Annotated in this window: 22 protein-coding genes; 17 read left to right on the top strand and 5 right to left on the bottom strand. The window is 62.0% G+C overall.

The window, feature by feature from the left end; genetic code table 11:
• Positions 1 to 47 precede the first annotated feature (47 nt).
• The 5 genes from DL237_RS14915 (at position 48) to DL237_RS14895 (ending at position 5,560) form a co-directional block, all read left to right on the top strand.
• Positions 48 to 914, top strand: a complete 867-nt coding sequence (locus DL237_RS14915) for a glycosyltransferase family 2 protein (RefSeq protein ID WP_119399883.1) — start codon at positions 48 to 50, stop codon at positions 912 to 914.
• 214 nt (positions 915 to 1,128) lie between these two features.
• Positions 1,129 to 2,055 (top strand): DMT family transporter, encoded by a 927-nt coding sequence (locus DL237_RS14910; protein WP_267897028.1) that lies wholly within the window; start codon positions 1,129 to 1,131, stop codon positions 2,053 to 2,055.
• A gap of 152 nt (positions 2,056 to 2,207) precedes the next feature.
• Positions 2,208 to 2,651, top strand: a complete 444-nt coding sequence (locus tag DL237_RS14905; protein WP_119399881.1) for a MarR family winged helix-turn-helix transcriptional regulator — start codon at positions 2,208 to 2,210, stop codon at positions 2,649 to 2,651.
• Entirely contained in the window at positions 2,648 to 4,396 is a 1,749-nt protein-coding gene (locus tag DL237_RS14900; protein ID WP_199672106.1) for an MFS transporter, read from the top strand. Before DL237_RS14905 ends, DL237_RS14900 begins: the two co-directional genes overlap by 4 nt.
• 12 nt (positions 4,397 to 4,408) lie before the next feature.
• Entirely contained in the window at positions 4,409 to 5,560 is a 1,152-nt protein-coding gene (locus DL237_RS14895; protein ID WP_119399880.1) for an HlyD family secretion protein, read from the top strand.
• Here the strand turns inward: DL237_RS14895 and DL237_RS14890 are convergent.
• Positions 5,540 to 6,940, bottom strand: coding sequence for a helix-turn-helix domain-containing protein (locus tag DL237_RS14890; protein ID WP_119399879.1), 1,401 nt, complete (start codon positions 6,938 to 6,940; stop codon positions 5,540 to 5,542). The genes DL237_RS14895 and DL237_RS14890 overlap by 21 nt on opposite strands.
• Before the next feature lie 100 nt (positions 6,941 to 7,040).
• Positions 7,041 to 8,249, bottom strand: a complete 1,209-nt coding sequence (locus DL237_RS14885) for a multidrug effflux MFS transporter (RefSeq protein ID WP_119399878.1) — start codon at positions 8,247 to 8,249, stop codon at positions 7,041 to 7,043.
• 205 nt (positions 8,250 to 8,454) lie between these two features.
• Here DL237_RS14885 and DL237_RS14880 point away from each other — a divergent pair, with 205 nt between their 5' ends.
• The 12 genes from DL237_RS14880 (at position 8,455) to DL237_RS14830 (ending at position 19,944) form a co-directional block, all read left to right on the top strand.
• Positions 8,455 to 9,987, top strand: a complete 1,533-nt coding sequence (locus DL237_RS14880) for an acyl-CoA carboxylase subunit beta (protein WP_119399877.1) — start codon at positions 8,455 to 8,457, stop codon at positions 9,985 to 9,987.
• 47 nt (positions 9,988 to 10,034) lie between these two features.
• The gene (locus DL237_RS14875) at positions 10,035 to 10,418 is read left to right on the top strand and encodes a hypothetical protein (protein WP_119399876.1); all 384 of its coding nucleotides are present in this window, start codon (positions 10,035 to 10,037) and stop codon (positions 10,416 to 10,418) included.
• A 334-nt stretch (positions 10,419 to 10,752) separates the two neighbouring features.
• Entirely contained in the window at positions 10,753 to 10,893 is a 141-nt protein-coding gene (locus DL237_RS20745) for a hypothetical protein (RefSeq protein WP_199672104.1), read from the top strand.
• A gap of 108 nt (positions 10,894 to 11,001) precedes the next feature.
• Positions 11,002 to 11,361: a hypothetical protein gene (locus tag DL237_RS14870; protein ID WP_119399875.1), complete on the top strand. Its 360-nt coding sequence runs from the start codon at positions 11,002 to 11,004 to the stop codon at positions 11,359 to 11,361.
• Positions 11,362 to 11,791: 430 nt separating this feature from the next.
• A complete protein-coding gene (locus DL237_RS14865) occupies positions 11,792 to 11,998 on the top strand; it encodes a hypothetical protein (RefSeq protein ID WP_119399874.1) in 207 nt (68 codons plus the stop codon).
• 155 nt (positions 11,999 to 12,153) lie between these two features.
• Positions 12,154 to 14,154 carry an acetyl-CoA carboxylase biotin carboxylase subunit gene (locus DL237_RS14860; RefSeq protein ID WP_119399873.1) on the top strand — a complete coding sequence of 667 codons (2,001 nt, stop codon included), beginning with the start codon at positions 12,154 to 12,156 and terminating at the stop codon, positions 14,152 to 14,154.
• A gap of 78 nt (positions 14,155 to 14,232) precedes the next feature.
• The gene (gene scpA / locus DL237_RS14855; RefSeq protein WP_119399872.1) at positions 14,233 to 16,362 is read left to right on the top strand and encodes a methylmalonyl-CoA mutase; all 2,130 of its coding nucleotides are present in this window, start codon (positions 14,233 to 14,235) and stop codon (positions 16,360 to 16,362) included.
• A gap of 105 nt (positions 16,363 to 16,467) precedes the next feature.
• On the top strand, positions 16,468 to 16,968 hold the full coding sequence (locus DL237_RS14850; protein ID WP_119399871.1) for a GNAT family N-acetyltransferase: 501 nt from the start codon (positions 16,468 to 16,470) through the stop codon (positions 16,966 to 16,968).
• Positions 16,969 to 16,982: 14 nt separating this feature from the next.
• Complete coding sequence (locus DL237_RS14845; protein ID WP_119399870.1) at positions 16,983 to 17,777, top strand: glycosyltransferase family 25 protein; 795 nt, start codon at positions 16,983 to 16,985, stop codon at positions 17,775 to 17,777.
• A 47-nt stretch (positions 17,778 to 17,824) separates the two neighbouring features.
• Positions 17,825 to 18,505 (top strand): molecular chaperone DjiA, encoded by a 681-nt coding sequence (locus tag DL237_RS14840; RefSeq protein WP_119399869.1) that lies wholly within the window; start codon positions 17,825 to 17,827, stop codon positions 18,503 to 18,505.
• Between the two features lie 14 nt (positions 18,506 to 18,519).
• Positions 18,520 to 19,533, top strand: coding sequence for an endonuclease/exonuclease/phosphatase family protein (locus tag DL237_RS14835; RefSeq protein WP_119399868.1), 1,014 nt, complete (start codon positions 18,520 to 18,522; stop codon positions 19,531 to 19,533).
• 42 nt (positions 19,534 to 19,575) lie between these two features.
• A complete protein-coding gene (locus DL237_RS14830) occupies positions 19,576 to 19,944 on the top strand; it encodes a hypothetical protein (protein WP_119399867.1) in 369 nt (122 codons plus the stop codon).
• 3 nt (positions 19,945 to 19,947) lie between these two features.
• On the opposite strand, the gene DL237_RS14825 is transcribed toward DL237_RS14830, so the two are convergent.
• The 3 genes from DL237_RS14825 to DL237_RS14815 all read right to left on the bottom strand — a co-directional run bounded on the left by DL237_RS14825 (position 19,948) and on the right by DL237_RS14815 (position 24,516).
• Positions 19,948 to 21,501: a Ppx/GppA family phosphatase gene (locus tag DL237_RS14825; protein WP_119399866.1), complete on the bottom strand. Its 1,554-nt coding sequence runs from the start codon at positions 21,499 to 21,501 to the stop codon at positions 19,948 to 19,950.
• 54 nt (positions 21,502 to 21,555) lie between these two features.
• Positions 21,556 to 23,736, bottom strand: coding sequence for an RNA degradosome polyphosphate kinase (locus DL237_RS14820; RefSeq protein WP_119399865.1), 2,181 nt, complete (start codon positions 23,734 to 23,736; stop codon positions 21,556 to 21,558).
• A gap of 81 nt (positions 23,737 to 23,817) precedes the next feature.
• Complete coding sequence (locus DL237_RS14815) at positions 23,818 to 24,516, bottom strand: P-loop NTPase family protein (RefSeq protein WP_119399864.1); 699 nt, start codon at positions 24,514 to 24,516, stop codon at positions 23,818 to 23,820.
• Between the last annotated feature and the right edge of the window lie 4 nt (positions 24,517 to 24,520).

Here is a 24,520-nt window from a genome sequence, read left to right as displayed (position 1 = left end):
GCCGGGTTTCCTGACGGGGACGCAGCGACAGAACAGGGGCGGCCCGAGTGTACTTCGACAGTCTGAGCAGGTTCCTGCGCGCCGACCAGCCGCTGTTGGCCAAGGGGCCGATCGCGATGATCTTTGCCGAGGACGATGTCGCGCTGGATGCGACCCTGCGCCATCACCGGGACGCAGGGTTTGCCCAGGTGCTGTTGTTTGCACCCGACGTGTTCGAGCTGGCCGATGACCTGGCCCATACGGTGACGCGCATCCGCTATTCGATGGCGCGGGACGATGCGCTGAGCGAGGCCGTCAATGCGGTCAACGAGGCCGCGCCGACCGGCACGTGGTTGTATTACTGCTATAACGCCGAGTTCCTGTTTCACCCGTTCTGCGAAAGCCGCACGGTGGGTGAATTGCTGATGTTCCATACCGAAGAGCGCCGCACCTCGATGCTGTCGTATGTGATCGACATATATGCAGATGATCTGGAACGGTTCCCGGACGCGGTGTCGATGGACAACGCATATCTCGACAAGTCCGGTTATTACGCGCTGGCACGGCTGGATGCGCAGGGCGCGGCCAAGGACAGGCAACTGGATTTCTTTGGCGGATTGCGTTGGCGGTACGAGGAACACATTCCCCCCGGTCGCCGCAAGATCGACAGGATTTCGCTGTTCCGATCCCGGCGTGGCCTGCGGCTGCGTGAAGATCACACCTTTGACGATGAGGAATACAACACGTATTCCTGCCCATGGCATCACAATCTTACGGTGTGTATCTGTTCGTTTCGCACGGCCAAGGCGCTGAAGCGCAATCCAGGGTCACGGCGCGAAATTGCGTCTTTCGTGTGGCACAATTCTGAGAAATTCGAATGGAACTCCAGGCAGTTGCTGGATTTCGGGCTGATGGAACCTGGGCAGTGGTTCTGACGGCGGCGACGCGGCTGAGCATCCTGCGCGACCTGTTGAACGCCGGTGCAGCGGGGCGGCGCGATGGCCGCTGCTGGTGAGGGCGTGCGCCCGTGGTGTGACCCGCGGATGAACGGAGCGCGTGGTGCGGTGTTGCTGACCGGGCGAGGATTGCCTTGCACCACCTGAAAACGGCGGGTGGCGTTTTCTGCTGGGGGCTTGTGCAGGTGCATCAATCGCCTTAACCCCTGAAAGCATGATGGAAGCACGTAAATCTAACCCTGTGAGCGGGGTGCTGTGGATGCTGGCGGCGGGCATGATGTTTGTCGGTGTCAATGCGCTGGTCAAAAGCCTGGGAACGGCGCTGCCTTCGACGCAGGCGGCATTCCTTCGGTTCAGCCTGGGTTTGCTGATCCTGATCCCGCTGGTGCCGCGATTGCTGGCGATGCGGCTGGCGGCGCGCCAGTGGCGGCTGATCGCAGTGCGAGGTGCGGTGCATTCCGTGGGCGTGGCGCTGTGGTTTTACGCCATGGCCCGCATTCCGATCGCCGATGTGACGGCGATGAATTACCTGTCGCCCATCCTGATCACCATCGGGGCGGCATTGTTTCTGGGAGAGCGGCTGGCATCGCGCCGGATCATGGCTGTGATCTGCGGGCTGATCGGGGCCTTCATCATCCTGCGCCCGGGTTTGCGCGAAATCGGTCCCGGTCACCTGGCGATGCTGGGGACAGCCACCTGTTTCGCCGCGTCGTACATGATCAGCAAGCGTCTGTCGGACGATGTCGATGCGCTGGTCATTGTCGCGATGTTGTCGATCACCGTGTCGATCGGCCTGCTGCCGCTTGCATTGCCCGTCTGGGTGCCGCCAAGCCTGGGCCAGCTTGGACAGTTGTTTCTGGTCGCGGTGCTGGCAACCTTGGGGCATTATTTCATGACGCTGGCTTTCAAGGCCGCGCCCATGACGGTGACGCAGCCCGTGACGTTTCTGCAATTGGTCTGGGCGGTGTCGTTGGGGGCATTCGTATTCGATGAACCCGTCGACCCTTTCGTGGTGCTGGGTGGTGTGCTGATCCTGTCGTCGGTGACCTTTATCACGTGGCGCGAAGCGGTGCTGAAGCGTCGCCAGATCACACCGCCGTCCGTCGCCACCAAGGTCTGACGCACCTGCCCGCGCGCAGGCGGCGAATTCACACTTCTCTCTTTTAAAGACGACAGTACGGCCTTGCGATTTTTGCATGGCTCACCGGCTTGCCGATTCACCTCTGCGACTTTAGGTAGGGTGCTATTGATTAGCAGGCTATCTTGATTCCGATGACCCAGAGAGACTCTCGCGAAACCTTTTACCGCAACCTCGTCACGCTGACCCGGAAAGTGCGGACGCTGTTCGATGCGCGGACCAGTTCGCACGGGTTGACCTATGCGCGCGCCCGCTTGCTGCTGCACATGAACACCTGCGAGGCCCAGACACAGGCCGAGCTGGCCGAGGCGATGGATGTTGAGCGGCCCACGATGGCGCGGCTGATCGACGGGTTGGAAGAGGCAGGGTTGGTGCGCCGCGAGATCTCTTCCCAGGATCGGCGTCAGCGCCACGTTCACATGACTGCGCCAGCACGGGCACAGGCGCAGACCGTGACGGAACTGACCGAAGCGATCCGCCACGAACTGATTGAGGGCATCCCGGAAGAGGATCTGGAGGTCGCGGACCGCGTCATCCATCAGATGCTGGAAAACATCGTGAAGGCGGCGTCCGAATGACCGAGCGCACCCACACGACGGGAACAGAGCAGGCGGTGCCCCGCGCTGATACGGACCGCCAAGAACCGGTTTCCGGTGAAGAGGCCGAGGCGCCGTCGACCAGCCCCCAGCCCCCGTCGCCGCCACCGTTCGTGCCGATGTCGCGCCTGCGTGCGAGCGGCTATTTCGGAACCTCGGTTCTGCTGGCCTTGGCGCAGGGGTTCGGGCAGAGCGTCGTTTCGGCCAACGTGCAGCAGTTGCAGGGCGGTTTCGGCGCGACGCAGGCCGAGACGACCTGGCTGGTCGCGGCCTATCTGGCACCGAACGTCTCGCTGACGCTGGCGTTGATCAAGATCCGTGCCCAATACGGGCTGCGGAATTTTGCAGAGCTGTCGATTATCGGGTTTCTGTTGGCAGCGCTGCTGAACTACGCGGCCGATGGCCTGTGGTCGAACATGGCGGTCCGGTTTCTGTCGGGCATGGCGGCGGCGCCAATGACGTCGCTGGCGTTTCTGTACATGCTGGAGCCGCTGCCACCCGAGAAAAAGCTGAATATCGGCCTGTCGGCGGCGCTGACGGCGATCTTCATGGGCTCGTCGGTGACGCGGCTGGTGTCGCCGCACCTGTTGGAGGTCGGGCTGTGGCATGGTCTGACCGCGTTCGAGGCGGCAATGGCTGCGATCGGTTTCGGCCTGATCTACCTGTTTCCGCTGAACTCTCCTCCGCGCAGCAAGGTGATCGAGTCCGCCGACGTGATCTCATTCCTGTTGATCGCGGTCAGTTTCGGGGCTCTCGCCGTCAGCTTTACGCTGGGCCCTCTCTATTGGTGGTTCGAGCAACCCTGGCTGGGGGTGCTTCTGGCGGTCGGGGTCGCGGCCTTTGCCGTTGCGGCGTGTATCGAGCTGAACCGGACCTCACCGCTGATCGACATCCGCTGGCTGACCAGCCCGCCTGTCCTGCACTTCGCGGGCACATTGCTGCTGTTCCGTCTGGTGCTGAGTGAACAGAGTTCGGGGGCCGCCGGTCTGTTTCGCGCGCTTGGCCTGCTGAATGATCAAACACGGATGCTGTGGGTCGTCGTGCTCTGCGTGACCATACTGGGCGGAGTGATCTGCGCCTTTACGCTGAAACCCGAGCGGGTGCAGCAATTTCACATCGTTTCGCTGAGCCTGTTGATTGTCGGTTCGCTGATGGATGCCCGGGCCACGTCACAGATCGCGCCGTCGCAGATGTACCTGTCGCAGGGGCTGATCGCCATGGCCTCGGCGCTGTTCCTGCCGCCCGCTCTCTTGTCCGGCCTGTTGTCGGCGCTGGCGCGCGGGCCGCAATACCTGCTGAGCTTCATCGTCGTTTTCATCTCGACCCAGAAGATCGGCGGTGTCTTCGGCAGTGCCCTGTTTTCGACCTTTGTTCAGATCCGCCAGAAACTGCACCTGACCCGCCTGTACGAAGCGCTGCCGGCCACCGACCCCATGGTCGCGTCGCAAATGTCGGCCTATGGCGCCGCCTATTCATCGTCCATTTCCGACCCGGCGCAACTGGCCGGACAGGCGGCCACGGTGATGGGGCGCCAGGTGGCGACCCAGGCCTCGGTCCTGGCCTACAACGACGCCTTTCTGGGTGTTGCCGCGCTGTCCACGGCGGCGCTGGCCCTGTTGCTGGGGCATGTCGCCCTGGATGGCTGGCGCGCCCGGCGCAAGGCCGCGGCTGACGCTGCCGTTTCGGTGAACGACCCCGCCAATCCTTCTCCTCCCCAAGCTGCTTGATCGAGTTTCGCCATGATTTCCCGCTTTTCCCGCCATATCGCGACATTTCTAGCCTGTGCCATCGGTGTTCTGGGTGTTCTGGGCGTGTTGTACGCCTGGCGTCTGCCGCCCTTCGAAACGACGATGCGCGTCACCGACGACGCTTATGTCCGGGGGCAGGTCACGTTCATCGCACCGCAGTTGGCCGGAGAGGTGGCCGAGGTTGCCGTGCAGGATTATCAGCGTGTGAAGGCCGGAGATCTATTGGTCAGGATCGACGAGGACAGTTACCGCGAAAAGGTCGCGCAGGCACAGGCGGCGCTGGATGCAGCACGCGCGGCACTGACCAATTCGGACCAAGATCGCAAATCTGCCGAAGCCAGCGTAAATGCCGCCGAGGCGGGCGTCGTGTCTGCCAAGGCGAGCCTTAAACTGGCCCAGGCGAATCTGGACCGCTCCAACGCGCTGAAGCAGCGCGGGGTGCTGTCGAACCAGACAGCAGATGAATCCCAGCTGAGCTATGAACAGGCGCAGGCCGCCGTGCAACAGGCCACGGCCAACGCAGAGACGGCACGTCAGTCCCTGGCATCGGTCATCACGGGGCGAACGTCGCTGGAGGCAAATGTGCGCCAGGCCGAGGCCACCGTCAAACTGGCGCAGATATCGCTGGATAACACCCGGATCGTGGCGCCGGTCGACGGGCGGTTGGGCGAGGTTGCTGCCCACGTCGGCCAGTATGTCACCGCGGGCACCAAGCTGACGTCCCTGGTGCCGGACACGATCTGGGTGGTCGCCAATTTCAAGGAAACGCAGCTGTCCGGCATGAACATCGGGCAAAAGGTCAGTTTTACAGTCGACGCCCTGGGCGAAGCCGTGATGACAGGGCGGATCGCCAGCTTTTCACCCGCCACGGGTTCGGAGTTCAGCGTCATGGGCAGTTCCAACGCGACCGGTAATTTCATCAAGATCTCGCAGCGGCTGCCTGTGCGCATCAACATCGACCCCGATCAGGCGTTGGCGGCGCGTCTGGTGCCGGGCATGTCGGTTGTGGCCCGTGTCGATATCGGCCAGACCGAGCGTGAAGCAGCCGGGGATCAGTCGCATTCCGGGTTCGGTCTGGGCGCCGCCGATCAGCTGGCGGTGTTGGATGGGGGCGATGCCGGGTCAGCCGACCTCGTACGGTAGCGTCCCGCGGGCGTTCACGTTGATGCTGAGCTTGCGCTCCAGCGGTGGGACGGAGCGCTGGTGGCACTGTTCGCGTTCGCAAATCCGGCAGGAAATACCAATCGGCTCAAAGGCTTTTGGATTGGTCAGGTCCAACCCGTCGGCATAGATCAGGGCACCCGCGTGGGCCACCTCGCAGCCGAGAGCGATGGCAAACCGGCGTACCGGTGCGCCGAATGAACCGCCTGCCTTGCTGACGTCGCGGGCCAGCGAGACATACCGGACACCGTCGGGGGTTTGTGCAAGCTGGCGCAGGAATTGCCCCGGTGTTTCAAAGGCACGATGCACGTTCCAAAGCGGGCATGCGCCGCCAAATCGCGCGAATTGCAGGCGCGTCGCGGAATGGCGTTTGGTGATCGTGCCGGCCTGATCCACACGTACAAAGAAGAAGGGAATACCCTTGGCACCAGGTCGTTGCAGCGTCGACAGCCGATGCGCGACCTGTTCGATCGATGCACCGAAGTGCATGGCGAGGCGTTCGAGATCATGTCGGACCTCCTGTGACTTGGCCAGGAAGCGGGTGTACGGCATCATTGCTGCACCGGCAAAATAATTAGCCAGGCCGATCTTGGCTATGGACCGGGCCGTGTCGGACTGAAACCGCGCAAGATCCAGCGTTGCCTCGAGCAATTTGTCCTGCTCCAGCAGCGCGACTTGCAGCAAGAGCTGAAAGGTCTGGGTTTCCGGCGTGGCGCGGAGTGAAAGGGTCAGCCGTTTCGCTGCCGGGTCGTAGACGCGCAGGTGCTGGATGTCCGCAAATACGACGTCGATACCCAGGTTGCCCAGGACGGAAACCGCACGTACGCGCAGGTTGTTTTCGCTGCGCACCGGTGCGGCGAAGCGTTCGGCCGCGCGATCGACCGGATCAATGTAATTGTCGCAGTAGTGGAAGAAATCGCGCACCTCGTCCCACGGGGATGGCGTGCTGCGCGAATCCTCTCTCCCCAATGCCTCGTCAAGCGAGGCGAGGCGTTCGTGGGTTTGCCGATACGCCCGGTGCAGGTGCAGAAACGCCCGCGCAAGGCTGGGTGCATTCGATGCCGTCAGCCGCAGATCAGCCATCAGGGGCGCCGTGTCCGCCAGCACGGGGTCGGCCATCGCTTCTTTCATGTCGGAAACCAGGCGTTCGCTATCGCCAGTCGAAAGTTCGGTCACGTCCAGCCCGAACTCCTGTGCCAACGACAAGACGACCGAGGTCGAGACCGGCCGGTTGTTGTTTTCCATCTGGTTCAGGTAGGGCAGCGAAATGCCGAGCTTGGTGGCGAAATCCTTTTGTGTCAGCGCCAGACGTTGCCGCATTTCACGCAACTTGGCGCCAGCATAGAGTTTCTGTGCGGCCATTCCCCACCTGTCAGCGATTTGCAGTTTTGCCTGCGTCGAAGCTAACTTTGCAAATCGTGGTTAACAAGCGGTAACCCGGAGCGGCAAAACTGCCGCGATTTCACGTCATGATCCGGCGCTCACGGTGCATTACGGCCAGGATGGCGACGCCCCCGGCAATACCACAGAGCATCATGATCCAGATCAGTGGCGTGGCACCCGACGCCGGGCTGAGCAGCGCGCCGGCCAGGGCCGACAGAGCTGCGCCGCCGCCGATCATCATGGCCCCGCCGAGGCCCGAGGCGGTGCCTGCAAGGTGCGGGCGGACTGACAGCATCCCAGCATTGGCGCAAGGGATCGTCATGCCATTGCCAAGGCCCACAAAGATCATCGTACCGAAAAAGGCGTAATGGCTGCCGATCTCAAGCGTGGAAAGGATGAGCGAGACGATCATGCCTCCCGCGATCAGCATCGAGCCGATCAGGATCATCCGGTTCATGCCGACGCGGGCGGCATTCAGGCCGGTGAACCAGTTTCCGGCAAAGTACCCGATGCCGGCCGCAGCGTTGAACATGCCGAATTGCGCCGGGCTGAGGGCGAAAACTTCGGTCGCGACAAATGGGCCGCCACCGAGGTAGGCAAAAAAGGCCCCCGAGGAAAGCGCCGCCGCCATGCAGTAGCCCCAGAACCGGGGGGATTTGAACAGCTCGGGGTATTCGGCAAACTGACGCAGGATCGACAGGTCGCTGGGTGCAGCCGTTTCACCCAGGTCGACCCAGCTGATCGCGAAGATCATCGCCCCACCCGCGAACAGCAACCAGAAGGAGGCCTGCCAGCCGAAATATTGATCCAGAACGCCGCCAACGACTGGTGCAAACATCGGGACCATGGACATGCCCATGGTGACGTACCCCATCACCGCCGCCGAACGATCACCCTTGTACATGTCGCGAACGATGGCACGCGAAAGCGCCATGCCGCAGGCGACCGAGGATTGCAGGACGCGAAAGGCGATGAAGGTCGCAAAATTGTCCGCCATCAGGCAGCCGAGTGTTGCAACAAGAAAGACGGCCAGGCCGATCAGCAGGATGGGGCGACGCCCGTACTTGTCGGCCAGAGGGCCGATGAACAATTGCAAGAAACCGCTGGCAGCAAGATAGGAGGCGACCGAAAGCTGCACCAACTTGTAATCAGTGCCGAAATGATCTGCGATGTGCGGCAGCGACGGCAGGAACACGTTCATCGTCATGGCGGAAACCCCCGCGAGCATGATGAGCGTCGTGAGGTGTGGTGGCGTTCGCCGGGGTCGCTTGCCAATAGGTTGTGTCATAGGCTTCTGCTAAGCGCATGAAACGCGCATGTCCATGTGGGTTGCATGTAGTTTGCAGTTTTGCAATTTGCAGTTCAGGGTTTGTCAAGGGTTTGCAAATTTGCCCAATTTCTCTTTGTTTGCGCCCTTGTCTGCGCCTATGGTTCGGCAGCACGGTCGGCGCGAAGGCGTCGGCCAAGGTGATGGCCAAGATCGGGAGGCGAATATGAAGGACATTCTCCAGGAGCTGACGGCGCGGCGCGATACGGCGCGTCTCGGCGGGGGCGAAGCCCGCATCGCGGCCCAGCACTCGAAAGGCAAGCTGACCGCGCGCGAGAGGATCGACCTGCTGCTTGATGACGGCAGCTTTGAGGAATTTGACATGTTTGTCGCGCACCGCTGCACCGATTTCGGCATGGAAAAGCAACGGCCTTACGGGGATGGTGTCGTCACGGGCTGGGGAACGATCAACGGCCGCATGGTCTATGTCTTCAGTCAGGATTTTACAGTATTCGGTGGATCGCTTTCGGAGACCCACGCCCAGAAAATCTGCAAGATCATGGATATGGCGGTGCAGAATGGTGCACCGGTCATTGGGCTGAACGATTCCGGGGGCGCGCGGATCCAGGAAGGCGTCGCCTCGCTTGCCGGTTACGCGGACGTGTTCCAGCGCAACGTGATGGCAAGTGGTGTCGTACCGCAGATCAGCGTCATCATGGGCCCTTGTGCGGGTGGCGCGGTTTACAGCCCGGCGATGACCGACTTCATCTTCATGGTGAAAGACAGTTCCTACATGTTCGTGACCGGGCCGGATGTGGTCAAGACCGTCACGAACGAGGTTGTGACGGCAGAGGAGCTTGGCGGGGCCTCGACGCACACCCGTAAAAGCTCGGTTGCCGACGGCGCTTTTGAAAACGACGTCGAAGCGTTGGCCGAGGTCCGCCGCCTGGTGGACTTTCTGCCGCTGAACAACCGGGAAAAACCGCCGGTGCGCCCGTTCTTCGACGACGTGAACCGGATCGAAAACAGCCTGGATACCCTGATCCCGGAAAACGCCAATACGCCCTACGATATGAAGGAACTGATCCTGAAGGTCGCGGATGAGGCGGATTTTTACGAGATTCAGGAGGAATTTGCCAAGAATATCATCACGGGTTTTATCCGTCTCGAGGGGCAGACCGTGGGGGTCGTGGCAAACCAGCCGATGGTGCTGGCTGGATGCCTGGACATCGACAGTTCACGAAAAGCGGCGCGCTTTGTGCGGTTTTGCGATGCGTTTGAAATTCCGATCCTGACTTTTGTCGATGTTCCGGGCTTTCTGCCGGGCACCAGCCAGGAATTCGGCGGGGTCATCAAGCACGGTGCAAAGCTGTTGTTCGCCTACGGCGAGGCGACGGTACCGAAAGTGACCGTGATCACGCGCAAAGCCTATGGCGGTGCCTATGACGTGATGTCGTCAAAGCACCTGCGGGGCGATTTCAACTATGCCTGGCCGACAGCGGAGATCGCGGTGATGGGGGCGAAGGGCGCGACCGAGATCATTCATCGCGCAGACCTGGGGGATGCCGAAAAGATTGCGGCCCATGCTGCCGAATACGAGGCGCGGTTTGCCAATCCGTTTGTCGCCGCCGAGCGGGGGTTCATCGACGAGGTCATCCAGCCCAGGTCAACCCGCCGACGTGTCAGCCGAGCGTTCGCCAGTCTGCGCAACAAGAAATTGGCGAACCCCTGGAAAAAACACGACAACATCCCGCTTTGAGAGCAGGGGCCGGTACGCATCCAGTCAGTGAAAGGACGAAACGACAGATGCCGCGCAATGTTTGGCACAGGTTGAGGGAGGCGGAGGCCGTCACCGTGACACGGCGCCTGCCGGTGCAATTTGATCTCGAGGCCAGGACCGAGGTCGCCACCACCGGCCCGGTGTCGCTGACCCGTGTCGCCCATCAGGTCCGTCAGGACATGTGGCGGGGGTTGCAGGGGGTGCGGGGGTTCTCTCCTGCCGTGCGGGTCGAGTTGCGCACGGGCGGCGTGTGCATCATTGCGGGGGGCCGCATCGATGGCGCAGCGCCCACCGAGGCCACGCTGCACCGCTTGCAGCGTTTGCTGGAAAGTCGCGCGCATCAGGGCCGCTGGCTGCGCCATGCAGCCCTTGATCCGAGCGCCAGGGAGCGAGGCTGCGCATGCACCTGAGGATTTCCGCCTGTGCCCCGCAAATCCCGGTTTCCGCCCCTGTGAAGACGGTGTTACAGAATTTTTTTCGCGCGCCTGCGATGTTGCCGCCAAGGGCTCTTCATCTGGAGGCGTTTCTTTCGAAACCACAATATGTTGCGCGGCGGAAAGCGATGTCTGAAAAGCCTGCGGTTTTTCCATCACTTTCAGGCCGCTCCGCACGGAGTAAGTACAAAATGACGCGCCTCTGCGCTATCATCTCCTCGGGGGCCGCAAATGCGGTCCCTTCAAATGCCGCCGGCGACAAGGGATTCAAGAAGCCTGCCGGAGGCAACAGGCAAAACAGGAGACCCATATGTTCAAGAGTATCCCCTTCTTCCTCGCGGTTGGCGTTGTCACGACCATGTCCGCCTGCGCGAAACCTGAACCCGACTACGTCGTCGTGGCGCCGGAACCAATTTCGGTCGAGCCCGTCTACACCGGCAAGTACAAGTAAGCCGGCCTGCGCTGTCCAGCGCAGCTCACTACTGACGTCGGGCCTGCCCCTTGCCGCGGGCCCGGCTGATGCCTTCCTGACTGGGTTTCGCCAAGGAGGGGAGCAATCATGCTGAAGCATCGCGGGTTTCCCGGGCGTTTGCCGGGGACGGATTTCCAGTTTGTCGTGCGACGTGCCAATCCCAAAGGGGCGACACCCCTGATCAAGCGCGAACGTTACCGAGACCGACGCGCACCTGACCGGCGTGCCGACGAAGGCTTCATGGAAGCCTTGTGGCAGCAATTTGGCGATCAACCGTTCGAGCGGGGCAACCTGGATGCAGGGCGCTTGTCGTGGTTGTTCGGCCGAGAAGTTCTGCCCGCCGAAGATCCCTTCGATCCGGAAAGCTACGAAGCGCTGCTGGTCATCGACGAAGCGGCCGCGCGACTGTCCTTTCCCGGTGCGTTCGAAGAGGACGATTGGGCGTGATCTGGCTGATGCACACCGATCTTGCGCGAAACTCGGCTCAGACGGGCGGGCAAGCCATGAAAGGCTTTTCGCAGGCGTCTGATCATCGCAGCATCGATCTTGCTGCGCTGCCGGATCACTTCGCCGGGCGCGGTGTGTGTCAATACACGACCCCTTCCCCTGACGGGCGGCCACGCATCCCCAAAATGCGGCCGCCCGCTTTTTCGCGCGCGGTCCTTGGCGCGCGGCGCGGGCAGGCGCGACCAATCGTTGCGCAGGCGAAGGTGTTCGACCTTTTGAATGCTAGGATGGGTGGCTGCGCTGGTGTGTTGCTGCCCGCTCTGGGCGAATTCCCGCCGGCACGCCTGACCTACCTGTGCAATGGGGTGGAACCGCAAGGCCTGTCGTGCGTTTGCTTGTCCAGTAGCGATCAACACAAAGGAAGTATGTCATGCTCAGCAAAAAATGGATCTCGGTCGGCCTCGTTTGTGCCGCACTCGCCGCTTGCGGCCAAACCATGGGCGAACAAGCCTTGGTCGGTGGCGCAGTCGGTGTTGGCGGTGCAGCAGCCACGGGTGGCAGCATGGGGACCGGCGCACTGGTCGGTGCTGCAGCGAACGTGGCATATTGCCAGTCGAACCCGCGCTCCTGCAACTAATCGCCTAGCGCGCCTTCGCGCCGCCGTTCCCGGCGGGCGCGACAGTTATGACAATACCCCTCGCAGCGGTCTGGCCGCAGCGAGGGTTTTTTTGTGCCCGACGCCTGCCGCCAGCGGCAACAGGGCACCAATGGCATCCGGGAAGAGGGGCACGAATGTTCAATAAGATCCTGATCGCGAACCGGGGAGAGATCGCCTGCCGGGTCATCAAGACAGCGCGCAAGATGGGAATCGCGACTGTTGCGATCTATTCCGACGCGGATCGAAACGCGCTGCATGTCGAAATGGCGGACGAGGCCGTGCATATCGGACCGGCACCCGCCAACCAATCCTACATCGTCATCGACAAGGTCATGGAGGCGATCCGGTCATCCGGGGCCGAGGCCGTGCATCCGGGCTATGGCTTCCTGTCGGAAAATCCGAAATTCGCGCAGGCTCTCGAGGCGGCGGGCGTTGCCTTTATCGGACCGCCGGTCAAGGCGATCGAGGCGATGGGGGACAAGATCACCTCAAAGAAGATCGCGAAGGAGGCAGGTGTCAGTACCGTTCCGGGATATATGGGGTTGATCGCCGATGCCGATGAGGCCGTGAAGATTTCGGCAGAGGTCGGTTATCCGGTGATGATCAAGGCCAGCGCCGGCGGTGGCGGCAAGGGGATGCGGATCGCCTGGAACGATGACGAAGCCCGTCAGGGCTTTCAATCGTCCAAGAACGAGGCCGCGAATTCCTTTGGCGATGACAGGATCTTTATCGAGAAATTCGTCACGCAACCCCGCCATATCGAGATCCAGGTGCTGTGCGATGCGCATGGCAACGGCGTCTACCTGGGGGAGCGGGAGTGTTCGATCCAGCGTCGCAATCAGAAAGTTGTCGAAGAGGCGCCAAGCCCCTTCCTGGACGAGGCAACGCGCCGCGCCATGGGGGAACAGGCTGTTTCACTGGCAAAGGCCGTGGGATACGCCAGCGCGGGGACAGTGGAATTCATCGTGGATGGGGACAAGAATTTCTTTTTCCTTGAGATGAACACCCGCTTGCAGGTCGAACATCCGGTGACGGAACTGATCACGGGTGTGGATCTGGTGGAACAGATGATCCGGATTGCGAATGGCGAACCGCTCAGCATCACTCAGGACGACATTACGCTGACGGGCTGGGCCATCGAAAACCGTCTTTATGCCGAGGACCCCTATCGCGGTTTCCTGCCATCCATCGGCCGGTTGACCCGTTATCGACCGCCGTCGGAGGTCGCGGATGCCGCGCATGTCGTGCGCAACGACACCGGCGTCTTCGAGGGCGGCGAAATCAGCATGTACTATGACCCGATGATCGCCAAGTTGTGCACCTGGGCGCCGACGCGGGGCGAAGCAATCGAGGCGATGCGGGTTGCGCTGGACAGTTTCGAAGTCGAGGGTATCGGCCACAACCTGCCTTTCCTGGCGGCGGTCATGGATCATCCCAAGTTCGTAAGTGGCACGATGACGACCGCTTTCATCGCCGAAGAGTGGCCGGATGGTTTCGAAGGGGTGACGCTGCCCGGTGAAACCCTGCGCCGCATCGCGGCCAGCTGCGCCGCCATGCACCGGGTGGGCGAAATTCGCCGGGCGCGGATCTCGGGCCGGATGGACAACCACGAACGCAAGGTCGGTGACGATTGGGTGGTGTCGCTGCAAGGCGAAAAATTCGAGCTGACGGTGCAGGCCGATACCGCTGGTGCGACGATCCTTTTCGCAGATGGAACCAGTCACCGCGTCGAAGGAGCATGGACCCCGGGCGATACGCTGGCGCACATGAGGGTCGATGACGATCTGCTGGTGCTGAAGGTGGGCAAGATTTCGGGCGGATTCCGCATTCGCAGCCGGGGGGCCGACATCAAGGTGCATGTGCGCAATCCACGGCAGGCGGCGCTGGCGGCCCTGATGCCTGAAAAGGTTGCGCCCGATACATCCAAGCTGCTGCTTTGCCCGATGCCCGGTCTGGTCGTCAAACTGGATGTGGAAGAGGGGCAGGAGGTACACGAAGGCCAGGCACTATGCACTATCGAGGCGATGAAGATGGAAAACATCCTGCGCGCCGAAAAGAAGGGCGTGGTGAGCAAGATCAACGCCACCGCCGGTGACAGCCTGGCCGTTGACGAAGTGATCATGGAATTCGAATGACGCTGCTGGCCGCCCGATCGGCAGCCAGTGCAGGGACAGATTGCCCGGCCCATCGTGCCGGGACAGGAGGACACAGCCATGACATCGAAAACGAAGGATTGGGCCAAGCTTGCTGAAAAGGAACTTCGCGGTCGCCCGCTGGAGGATCTGACGTGGCAGACGCTGGAGGAAATTCCGGTCAAGCCCGTCTACACGGCAGAGGATACGGCCGATCTCCCTCATATGGGGGCGATGCCCGGCTTTGCGCCCTTCACGCGCGGCGTCAAGGCGACGATGTATGCGGGCCGTCCCTGGACGATCCGTCAGTATGCCGGTTTCTCAACTGCCGAGGACAGCAACGCCTTTTATCGCCGTAACCTGGCTGCGGGTCAGCAGGGGGTGTCGGTTGCTTTCGATCTGGCCACGCACCGAGGTTACGACAGTGACCACCCCAGGGTTGAGGGCGACGTTGGCAAGGCCGGTGTCGCGATTGATTCCGTCGAGGACATGAAGATCCTGTTCGATGGCATTCCGCTGGATCAGGTCAGCGTGTCCATGACGATGAATGGCGCGGTGATCCCGGTGCTGGCCAGTTTCATCGTCACGGGCGAGGAACAGGGGCACGACAAATCGCTGCTGTCGGGCACCATTCAGAATGACATTCTGAAAGAGTTCATGGTGCGCAACACCTATATCTACCCGCCAGAACCTTCGATGCGCATCATCTCGGACATCATCGAATACACCTCGAACGAGATGCCCAAGTTCAACTCCATCTCGATCTCCGGCTACCACATGCAGGAGGCGGGCGCGAACCTGGTGCAGGAGCTGGCCTATACGCTGGCGGACGGGCGCGAATATGTGAAGGCCGCGATAGAGGCCGGGATGGACGTTGATAAATTCGCCGGGCGGCTGTCGTTCTTCTTCGCCATCGGCATGAATTTCTTCATGGAAATTGCCAAGCTCCGCGCCGCCCGAACGCTCTGGCATCGCGTGATGACCGAATTCGGGGCACAGAACGACCGCTCCAAGATGCTGCGGACACACTGCCAGACCTCGGGCGTATCGTTGCAGGAACAGGACCCCTACAATAACGTCATCCGCACCGCCTACGAGGCCATGAGCGCGGTTCTGGGCGGCACCCAATCGCTCCATACCAACGCGCTGGATGAAGCGATTGCCCTGCCCACGGATTTCAGTGCCCGCATCGCCCGAAACACCCAGCTTGTGTTGCAGGAAGAAACGGGAGTCACCAACGTCGTCGACCCTCTTGCGGGATCGTACTATGTCGAAAGCCTGACCAACGAGCTGATCGAAAAGGCCTGGGCGCTGATGACCGAGGTCGAGGAGATGGGCGGCATGACCAAGGCCGTCGCCTCGGGGATGCCGAAACTGCGGATCGAGGAGAGCGCCGCCAAGCGGCAGGCCCTGATCGACCGCGGCGAGGATGTGATCGTCGGCGTCAACAAGTACCGCAAGGACAAGGAAGACCCGATCGACATTCTGGACGTGGACAACGTTGCCGTGCGTGAGAGCCAGATTGCCCGCCTGAAAAAGATCCGCGAATCGCGGGACGAGGCCGCTTGTCAGGCCGCACTGGAGGAATTGACGCGGCGCACCACCGCGGGGGGGAACCTGCTGGAGGCCGCGGTCGAGGCGGCGCGTGCGCGTGCAACCGTGGGAGAGATCAGCATGGCGATGGAAAAGGAATTCGGCCGCCACCGGGCAGAGGTCAAGACGCTCGCCGGGGTTTACGGCGCTGCCTACGAGGGCGATGAGGGCTTTGCCGCCATCCAGAAATCGGTGGAGGAGTTCGCCGAGGAAGAGGGCCGCCGCCCACGCATGCTGGTGGTGAAGATGGGACAGGACGGGCACGATCGCGGCGCCAAGGTGATTGCGACGGCCTTTGCCGACATCGGCTTTGATGTTGACGTCGGACCGCTCTTCCAGACCCCGGATGAGGCCGCGCAGGATGCCATCGACAACGATGTGCATGTTGTCGGAATCTCGTCTCAGGCGGCGGGCCACAAGACGCTTGCCCCTCTGCTGATCAAGGCGCTTGAGGCCCGGGACGCCGGGGATATCATCGTGATCTGCGGCGGCGTCATCCCACAGCAAGACTATGAGTTTCTGAGGGCCGCAGGGGTCAAGGCGATCTTTGGCCCGGGGACGAACATTCCCGCTGCCGCGCAGGATATTCTGAAGCTGATCCGCAGCAGCCGCAGCTGATCGGATAGGCCCGTACCCGTCGCGGAGCAGCCTTGCGGCGGGACGGTCTTGCCATTTTCGGTCGCGCGGGGAAGATTGCACGAAACACCCCGGCGGAGCCCGCAAATGAGCCTTACCATCCGCGCCATTGCCCCGCGCGACTATGCGCGTGTGCTGGAAATATGGCGCCCCATCTACCGAGAGACGACGGCCACTTTCGCGTCCGAAGAAAAGACGGACGTGACGCTGCCGATCTATGTCGAGACCCGCCGTGCGGCCGGACGCGAGACTTTTGTGGCCGAAACCGACGGTCATTTGCTCGGATTTGCCTCTTACGACCAGTTCCGTGGGGGCGATGGATACGTGCACGCAATGGAACATACGATCATTCTGGCGCCCGAGGCGCGCGGTCGCGGCGTGGGGCGGGCATTGATGCAGGCAGTCGAGGCACACGCCCTTGCGGGCGGCGCTCATGTGATGGTCGCGGGGGTTTCCGCCGAGAACACGGCCGGTGTCGCCTTTCACGCCGCACTCGGTTATGTCGAAACCGGTCGCATGCCGCAGGTCGGGCGCAAGTTCGGCCGCTGGCTGGATCTGGTGCTGATGCAGCGTATTCTTACACCCTGACCGGGAACGGACCAATGCAAATACCCATCTATGTCGTCAATCTGGATCGCCGGCAGGACCGGTTGGAGGCCCTTGGCGGCCAGCTGGATCAAATGGCCCTGACGTGGAACCGTGTGTCGGCTGTGGATGGCCATGCTGCGCCCGCAGGTCGGGTGCATCCACGCATTGCCGACAGCGATCACATCATTCCGATGGGGCGGGGAAGCCAGGCGCGGGCAACAACCCTGTTGAACCTCTGCGAAATGATCCTGTCGCAGCCGGGCAATCCCGATGATGGGGTCGTGATGCTGGAAGACGATGCCTACCTCGCCCAGGATTTCGCGGCGTTCTGTGCGGATGACAGCTGGATTCCCGACACCTTTGGCCTCGTCCAGCTGGAGAAGAGGGTCGAGGGGAAACCCAAGAAATTGCTGAGCGCGCCTGTTGCAAGTCTACCCGGCGCGAAGGTCGAGCGTCACCTGCGCCATCTGTATCTCAGAACCGGGGGGTCGGCGGCATTCTATATCCGCCGATGGGCCATGCAGAAGATCGTCGAAGCGGACTTCGAAATTCGGTTTCCCACCGATCACCTGCTGTTTTCGCCCAACGTGTCGCCCGTGTTCGGCAAGATGGGCGTCGGGATGATCACCCCCGGATTGGCCGTTCAGAACCTCGCGCTTGATTCGGACATGAGCCGGGACCGCGGCAAGCACCGTACCCTCAAGGCCGAGTTTCGCCGCGCCGTGACCGAGGTGAATTGCCTGCCGCGTCAGCTTGCGCTGCTTGCAAGCGGTCGCGCAAAGCTTTTGGATCCGGGATTTGCCGAATGACACCGCAGCGCAGCGACAGCCGCCGCCTGTCACGCTAATATATCCGCATGTCGATCTGGTCCCGCATATCAGAGGCGCTTCAGGCGCTGACAAATGGAGAGGCGCTTTCAGCCGTCTTCGACCGTCTGCGTACGCCGCCCGAACGCAGCGTGGCGTTTGCGATTGCCGTCATCGCCCTGGGTGCCAAGATGGCCAAGGCCGATGGCGAGGTGACCCGCAACGAGGTTACGGCATTTCGCGAGGTGTTTCATATCGCACCCAGCGAAGAGGCCGGCGCGGCGCGGGTCTTTAACCTGGCCCGGCAGGACGTCGCGGGATACGAGGAATACGCCGCTCGGATCGTTCGGATGTTCGGCCCTGACAGCAACGTCTTTTGCGACCTGATGGAGGGGCTTTTCCACATCGCCGTGGCCGATGGCACCTATCATGACGCCGAAGATGCTTTCCTTGTCCGGGTTGGTGAAATCTTCGGGCTGAGCACGGCGCAGTTTCGCCGGTTGCGTGCGCGTTTCGTGCCCGAGGCCGAGCGGGATCCATTTGCCGTTCTGGGGCTGGAACCGGGCACCAGTTTCGAAGAGGCGCGCGCTGCGTGGCGGCAGGCAGTGCGGGACAGTCATCCTGACCGGATGATGGCGCGCGGCGTACCCGAGGAGGCGGTGCTGATGGCGGAAAAACGCATGGTCGACATCAATAGAGCGTGGGAAGAGATCCGGCGCATTCACGCCTGAAAGGCAGATGATACATGCGTTTGGCCACCTATAACGTCGAATGGTTTGATTCCCTGTTCGACGATGCAGGCCTGTTGCAACGCGATGCCCTGTGGTCGCGCCGCCGTGACGTGACGCGGACGGCGCAGATCGATGCCTTGGGCAAGGTGTATCGCACGCTGGACGCGGACGCGGTGATGGTGATCGAAGCGCCGGACAACAGCGTGAAACGGTCCAGCGTCCGGGCGCTGGAGGGATTCGCACAGGCCTTTGGATTGCGGGCGCGCCGCGCGGTCATCGGGTTTTCCAATGACACCCAGCAGGAAATTGCCCTCATGTACGATCCGGATGTTCTGGACGTACAGCACGACCCCTTGGGGTCGCAGGCGCAGGACACGGCGCCGCGTTTTGATGGTACCTTCCATATCGACCTGGATATCGATGCCCGAATGGACCACGTCCGTTTCTCAAAACCGCCGCTGGAGCTTGCCGTGCGCACGGCCGCGGGAAAGGCGCTGCGTCTGATCGGGGCACATCTGAAATCCAAGGCCCCGCATGGCGCAACCACCCCGAACGATGTGATGCGCCTGTCGATCGCGAACCGTCGCAAGCAGTTGGCGCAGGCAATATGGCTGCGGCGCCGTATCGAAGGGCACCTGGCGGCCGATGAAAGCGTGATCCTGATGGGGGATCTGAATGATGGACCGGGGCTGGATGAATATGAAGATCTGTTCGGCCGTTCGTCTGTCGAGATCCTGATGGGTGCGCCACCCGAGGCCTGCCTTTACGATCCACATGTCGGGCAGGCCCTGAGCCGCCGTTTCAACGCGCCGCCGACGTCCGCACGGTTTCACATCGCCCAGGAAGGCCGGTATCTTCAGGCCCTGCTGGATTACATCATGGTGTCGCCGGACCTTGCGGCACGCTCGCCCAGCTGGCGCATCTGGCATCCGTTCGATGATCCGCAGTGCTGGCAAGACCCTGAATTGCAGGCTGCGCTGCTGAATGCATCGGATCACTTCCCGGTGACGATGGATATCGCGCTCTAGCGCGACTTTGCGATCTGACTGGACCGTCCTATATCAAGTGACATGAAACGTGCACTGATTGCCCTTGCGTTGACCATTTCCGTTGCCGGCTTGCCGCCGCGCACAGCCATTGCGCAGCAGGATACCGCGCCGCCCGCGTCAAAGATGCAGGAGGGCCTGAGGCAGTTCCTGGACGGGTTGTCGGATGGCGTGGGGGAGCTTGCAGACGGGGCGGGCCCCGCATTGCAGAATTTCCTGCAACAAATGGGCCCTGCCTTCGAAGACATCCTGGGAGAGATCAAGGATTTTTCCAAGTACGAGGCGCCGCAGGTACTGCCGAACGGCGACATCCTGATCCGCCGCAAGCAGGACGCACCTGAATACATGCCACCCGTTCCCGGTGAAAACCCTGACGGATCCGTCGACCTGTAACGTTCAGACGCGGGTCATTCCGATCTTGAGTGCCGTTTCGGCGTTCAATGAATTGGCCAGCGATTTGAACCTGGCCTCTGCGACCTCACCGAACAAGGGCCAGGCCTGCTCGGCCAGATGCAGCTCAAGGATCTTTTTCTTTGGGTACCAGTTCAGCTTGCCAATTTCCGCGTCGCGTTCGGGCCAGAGCATTGCCCCGAAGCGCATGGCCTTGCCCAGGATTTCTGCCTGAATCAGGTCTTCGGGCGGCAGCAGACTGTAGAGGTTCTCGAAAGGCGTGCCCTCGCGCTTGTTTCGATAGCGATGCAGCAGCGCCAGCCCCAGAAAGACGCGTTCCGAATGATTCAGACCGCCCAGGTTGGCACGGGTGGAATTGTCGAAGCAGACTTCGGCCCGGTAATCGGGATGCGCCCGCCACGTCACGTCGTGCAGCAGGCAGGCGGCCTTGACCAGACGCTTGCGCTCAGGTCGTGCGGACCTGAACAGCGGCAAGATAAAGTCGTAGAGGGTGCGGCCAAAGCCCGGAAGTCGCGCATCCTTCTGTTCGGCAAAGCGGCAGGATTCGATCAGCGGATCGCGGTCGCGCAGGGTCTGGGGCATCTGTTCGTACAGCAGGCCTTCGCGAATGCCGTAGGACGAAATTGCGATGTCATGCGGCTTGAACCGCCGCACGACCTCCAGCAGCACTTCGGAAGCCATGGGCACCAGGGACATCCGCGACGATGACAGGTTGCAGCGGCTGCGCAGTGCATTCGCGTCTTCGTCAGCGATGAACTGGGCAGTGGCACGTACGGCCTTGGCGCTCATCCGGTATTCGTGCAGCACGTGAAGTGGGTATCCGCGCCGTTCCATGTCTATCCGCGCGATCGCCCGCCATGACCCGCCAACCAGGAACAACCGGTTGCGGTCCATGCCGATCTGTTCGTGCAGTTTCTCGACCTCGGCGCGGATATAGGCGCGCCGCCCCTTCTTGCCGCCCTTGAGGTCTGCCAGTTTCAGCGGGCCGAGCGGCGAGGTCTCGCGCTCGCCCACTTTGCCGTCCGCGATGCGTGCCAGTTCCATCGACGAGCCGCCAATGTCACAGATCAGGCCGTAGGAGCCAGGCCAGCCCAGCAGCACACCCTGTGCCGACAGGCGGGCCTCTTCCTTGCCGTCGATGACATAAAGCTTCAGCCCGGTCTGGCGTTCGACCTGTTCGGCAAAGTCGCCGCCGTCCTCGGCCTCTCGCACCGCGGCGGTGGCGACAGCGGACAGGGGCGTTGCGCCCATGCCATGCGCCAGCAGTTGAAACCGGTGAATGGCAGCCAGTGCGCGCTTGCGCCCCTCGGGGTTCAGGCGACCGGTTTCCGACAGGCCCGCCCCAAGTCCGCACATGATCTTTTCATTGTAGAAATAGGCCGGGCTACGCGCCGCGCCATCGAACACCACCATGCGGACAGAGTTCGACCCGACATCGACGACGCCGACACGCGACAGCGCCCGTGCCTGGGGATCATCGAAGAGAGGACGGCCAAAAGGCCCCCAATCCGCGGAATTTTGCAGGTTGTCCCCATCCATGACCGGCGACCCTTGGCTAGTTATTCGGTTTATGTGCATCCCGAAGGCTTCGGGTCAACCTGCTTGCGGGTCATGAGTCAATCTCGGCACGTCTGATGCACCGGCGCTTCCGCGCCCCGACAGCGAGGGATTTTCCATGAAGAACCTGTGGCAGTTGAAGGGAACGGTGCCCTCGGCCACCTCTGCACGCAGGAAACGGCCATCGGGCTGCATCACCCAGCTTTGTGCCTGGTCATGCAGGTTGGCGGCCATGATCTGACGCACGATCTGATCCTTGACGGTCTGCGTCTTGCATTCGACCAGCGTTTCGACCCGACGTCCCAGGTTCCGCCCCATCCAGTCGGCCGAGGAAAAGAACACCCGTGCCCCGTTCGAGGGCAGCCCATAGCCATTGCCGAAGCAGACGATGCGGGAATGTTCCAGAAACCGCCCGACGATGCTCTTGACGCGGATATTCGGCGACAGCCCCTTGATACCGGGCCGCAGGCCGCAGATGCCACGCACCACGAGGTCAATCTTTACCCCGTCCTGACCGGCTTCGTAGAGCGCATCGATGATATCGGGCTCGATGATCGAATTCATCTTGGCCCAGATCTGTGCAGGACGTCCGGCGCGGGCAAACTCGGCCTCGGCGCCGATCATGCGGATCAGATCCTTTTTCATCGCCAGAGGCGAGATCGACAGGTTCTCAAGCCGCTCTGGCTGGGCGTAGCCGGACAGGTAGTTGAACACGCGTGTTGCATCGCGCCCCAGTTCGGCATCACAGGTGAAAAAGCTGAGGTCGGTATAGATGCGCGCCGTGATCGGGTGGTAATTGCCTGTGCCGAAGTGGCTGTATGTTACCAGGTTATCGCCTTCGCGCCGCACGACCGAGCTGATCTTTGCATGGGTCTTCCAATCGACGAAGCCATAGACGACATGCGCCCCGGCACGTTCAAGCCGCCGGGATTGCTGGATATTCGCCGCCTCGTCGAAACGGGCCTTGAGTTCGACAAGGGCCGTGACGGATTTACCCTCTTCCGCCGCTTCGCAGAGCGCCTCGACGATGGGAGAGTTCTTGGAGGTCCGGTAAAGCGTCTGCTTGATCGCAACGACGTCCGGATCGCGCGCCGCCTGCTGCAGGAACCGCACGACCATGTCGAATGTCTCGTAAGGGTGGTGGAGCAGCATGTCCTTCTGGCGGATGGCCGCGAACATGTCGCCTTCGTGGTCCTGCACACGTTCGGGGACGCGCGGGGCGAACCGCGGCCAGAGCAGGTCGGGGCGGCTGTCGAGCACCAGTTCGGACAGGGCCGAGATACCGATGAGACCGTCGACCTCGATCACCTCGTCCCCCTCGACCCGCAGTTCGCGCATGATCACCGACTTCAGCTGGGCGGGGGCACCCGAGGATATCTTGAGACGCACGACTTCGCCCCGTCGGCGGCGTTTGAGGGCTGTCTCAAACTCTCGGACCAGGTCCTCGGCCTCCTCCTCGACTTCCAGATCACTGTCGCGCAGCACCCGAAAGGTGCAGAACCCCGTGGCCCGGTAACCGGGAAAAAGGCGCTCAAGATGCACCATCAACAGTTCTTCCAACGGCAGAAAGCGGCTTTGTCCATTGACTGAGGGCACGGCCACGAAACGGTCGATCTGGTGCGGGATCGGCAACAACGCCTGAAGCGGGCGGCGGTCCCGCTTGCGTTCCAGTTGCAAGGCCAGCGAAAAACCGAGGTTCGGGATGAAGGGAAAGGGATGCGCCGGGTCTATGGCCAGCGGTGACAGGACGGGAAACACCTTGTGCAGAAAGACATCGCCCAAATAGTCCAGGTCGTCTTCGCCCAGATCGTCGCGCGACAGGATGGCGATGCCGGAGTCCAGCATCAGGCGGCGCAGGTCACCAAGCACGACCTGCTGGTGAGCCATCAGGTTGCGCGCATCTTCGTTGATACGCACCAGCTGCTCGGCCGGGCTGAGGCCGTCAGCGGCTGGCTTCGTTTTGCCCGCCTTGGCCAGTTCCCGCAGGCCCGCCACCCGCACGGTATAGAATTCGTCAAGGTTCGTGGCGCTGATGGACAGGAAGCGCAACCGTTCCAGCAAGGGCACGGCGGTGTTTTCAGCCTCTTCCAGCACCCGCCAGTTGAAGCCGAGCCAGCTGAGTTCACGGTTGAAGAAACGGGAGGGCCCGGCAGGATCTATGTCCGGCAGGTCGACCGGCGACGGCACGGGGGAGTTCAGGAAATCTGCGTCAATCATATCGCCTGCTTGCCGGAAGTTCGTAACAGTTTTACGGGGTTATCGTGATCTGGCCCTGGAAATTGCCACCCTGGCGTTACCTTATCGCCGCGAAGCTTCTTGTTCCAGCCATTCAAGGACCCTTGCCGCCATGGAGCGCGTTACGGGACGTTTTTCCGCGAGCGACTGCGCGTCCAGTGCCGCGGCAATGCGCCGGGCGGCACTGAAAGACCGTTCGATGCGGGGCAGAAGAAACGGGATGACATCGGGGTTCGGCATGATCTGATGATCGGTGAAGAACTTGATCAGCAGCCCGCCCAGCAACGCATCGTCCGGCGCGTCGATCATGACGGTGGGGCAGGCCTGCATCCGGCTGGCAAGATCCGGGATGGTCAGGGGCCAGCGAGAAGGCGCGTTGCGGGCGGTCACCAGCAACGTGTTGCCCTCGGCCAGGGTCAGGTTGTGCAGGTGAAACAGCGCCTCTTCGGCGGCGCGGTCGCCGGCTATGGCTGGCACATCCTCGACCGCGACAGGTCCGTGCGATAGCGCCGGAATGTCGGCGTGCGCAAGATCGACGGCGGACAGGATGCTGGCGCCGCTGGTGGCGGCCCAGATGCGGGTCAGGTGAGTCTTGCCCGCGCCACCGGGACCGACGAGCGCGAGTTTGCGCGCGCTCCAGCCCTGCGGCCAGCTTTCCAGCATCGCAAAGGCAACCTCGTTTCCGGGGCCGACGATGAAGTCGTCCCGGCCCATGGCGGCCTCGGCGGGCTGTAGGGGCAGGCTTTTCTGACGGTCTTTCATGGTC

This window comes from Pseudooceanicola sediminis (assembly GCF_003575965.1).
GTDB lineage: Bacteria > Pseudomonadota > Alphaproteobacteria > Rhodobacterales > Rhodobacteraceae > Pseudooceanicola > Pseudooceanicola sediminis.
Note: the sequence above shows the minus strand (reverse complement) of the source record. Positions and strands in the feature narration are given on the sequence as shown.

Coding starts and splice junctions, on each gene's coding strand:
- DL237_RS14905 (WP_119399881.1), top strand. CDS start 2,208: ATGACCCAGAGAGACTCTCGCGAAACCTTTTACCGCAACCTCGTCACG.
- DL237_RS14900 (WP_199672106.1), top strand. CDS start 2,648: ATGACCGAGCGCACCCACACGACGGGAACAGAGCAGGCGGTGCCCCGC.
- DL237_RS14895 (WP_119399880.1), top strand. CDS start 4,409: ATGATTTCCCGCTTTTCCCGCCATATCGCGACATTTCTAGCCTGTGCC.
- DL237_RS14890 (WP_119399879.1), bottom strand. CDS start 6,940: ATGGCCGCACAGAAACTCTATGCTGGCGCCAAGTTGCGTGAAATGCGG.
- DL237_RS14885 (WP_119399878.1), bottom strand. CDS start 8,249: ATGACACAACCTATTGGCAAGCGACCCCGGCGAACGCCACCACACCTC.
- DL237_RS14880 (WP_119399877.1), top strand. CDS start 8,455: ATGAAGGACATTCTCCAGGAGCTGACGGCGCGGCGCGATACGGCGCGT.
- DL237_RS14875 (WP_119399876.1), top strand. CDS start 10,035: ATGCCGCGCAATGTTTGGCACAGGTTGAGGGAGGCGGAGGCCGTCACC.
- DL237_RS20745 (WP_199672104.1), top strand. CDS start 10,753: ATGTTCAAGAGTATCCCCTTCTTCCTCGCGGTTGGCGTTGTCACGACC.
- DL237_RS14870 (WP_119399875.1), top strand. CDS start 11,002: ATGCTGAAGCATCGCGGGTTTCCCGGGCGTTTGCCGGGGACGGATTTC.
- DL237_RS14865 (WP_119399874.1), top strand. CDS start 11,792: ATGCTCAGCAAAAAATGGATCTCGGTCGGCCTCGTTTGTGCCGCACTC.
- DL237_RS14860 (WP_119399873.1), top strand. CDS start 12,154: ATGTTCAATAAGATCCTGATCGCGAACCGGGGAGAGATCGCCTGCCGG.
- scpA (WP_119399872.1), top strand. CDS start 14,233: ATGACATCGAAAACGAAGGATTGGGCCAAGCTTGCTGAAAAGGAACTT.
- DL237_RS14850 (WP_119399871.1), top strand. CDS start 16,468: ATGAGCCTTACCATCCGCGCCATTGCCCCGCGCGACTATGCGCGTGTG.
- DL237_RS14845 (WP_119399870.1), top strand. CDS start 16,983: ATGCAAATACCCATCTATGTCGTCAATCTGGATCGCCGGCAGGACCGG.
- DL237_RS14840 (WP_119399869.1), top strand. CDS start 17,825: ATGTCGATCTGGTCCCGCATATCAGAGGCGCTTCAGGCGCTGACAAAT.
- DL237_RS14835 (WP_119399868.1), top strand. CDS start 18,520: ATGCGTTTGGCCACCTATAACGTCGAATGGTTTGATTCCCTGTTCGAC.
- DL237_RS14830 (WP_119399867.1), top strand. CDS start 19,576: ATGAAACGTGCACTGATTGCCCTTGCGTTGACCATTTCCGTTGCCGGC.
- DL237_RS14825 (WP_119399866.1), bottom strand. CDS start 21,501: ATGGATGGGGACAACCTGCAAAATTCCGCGGATTGGGGGCCTTTTGGC.
- DL237_RS14820 (WP_119399865.1), bottom strand. CDS start 23,736: ATGATTGACGCAGATTTCCTGAACTCCCCCGTGCCGTCGCCGGTCGAC.
- DL237_RS14815 (WP_119399864.1), bottom strand. CDS start 24,516: ATGAAAGACCGTCAGAAAAGCCTGCCCCTACAGCCCGCCGAGGCCGCC.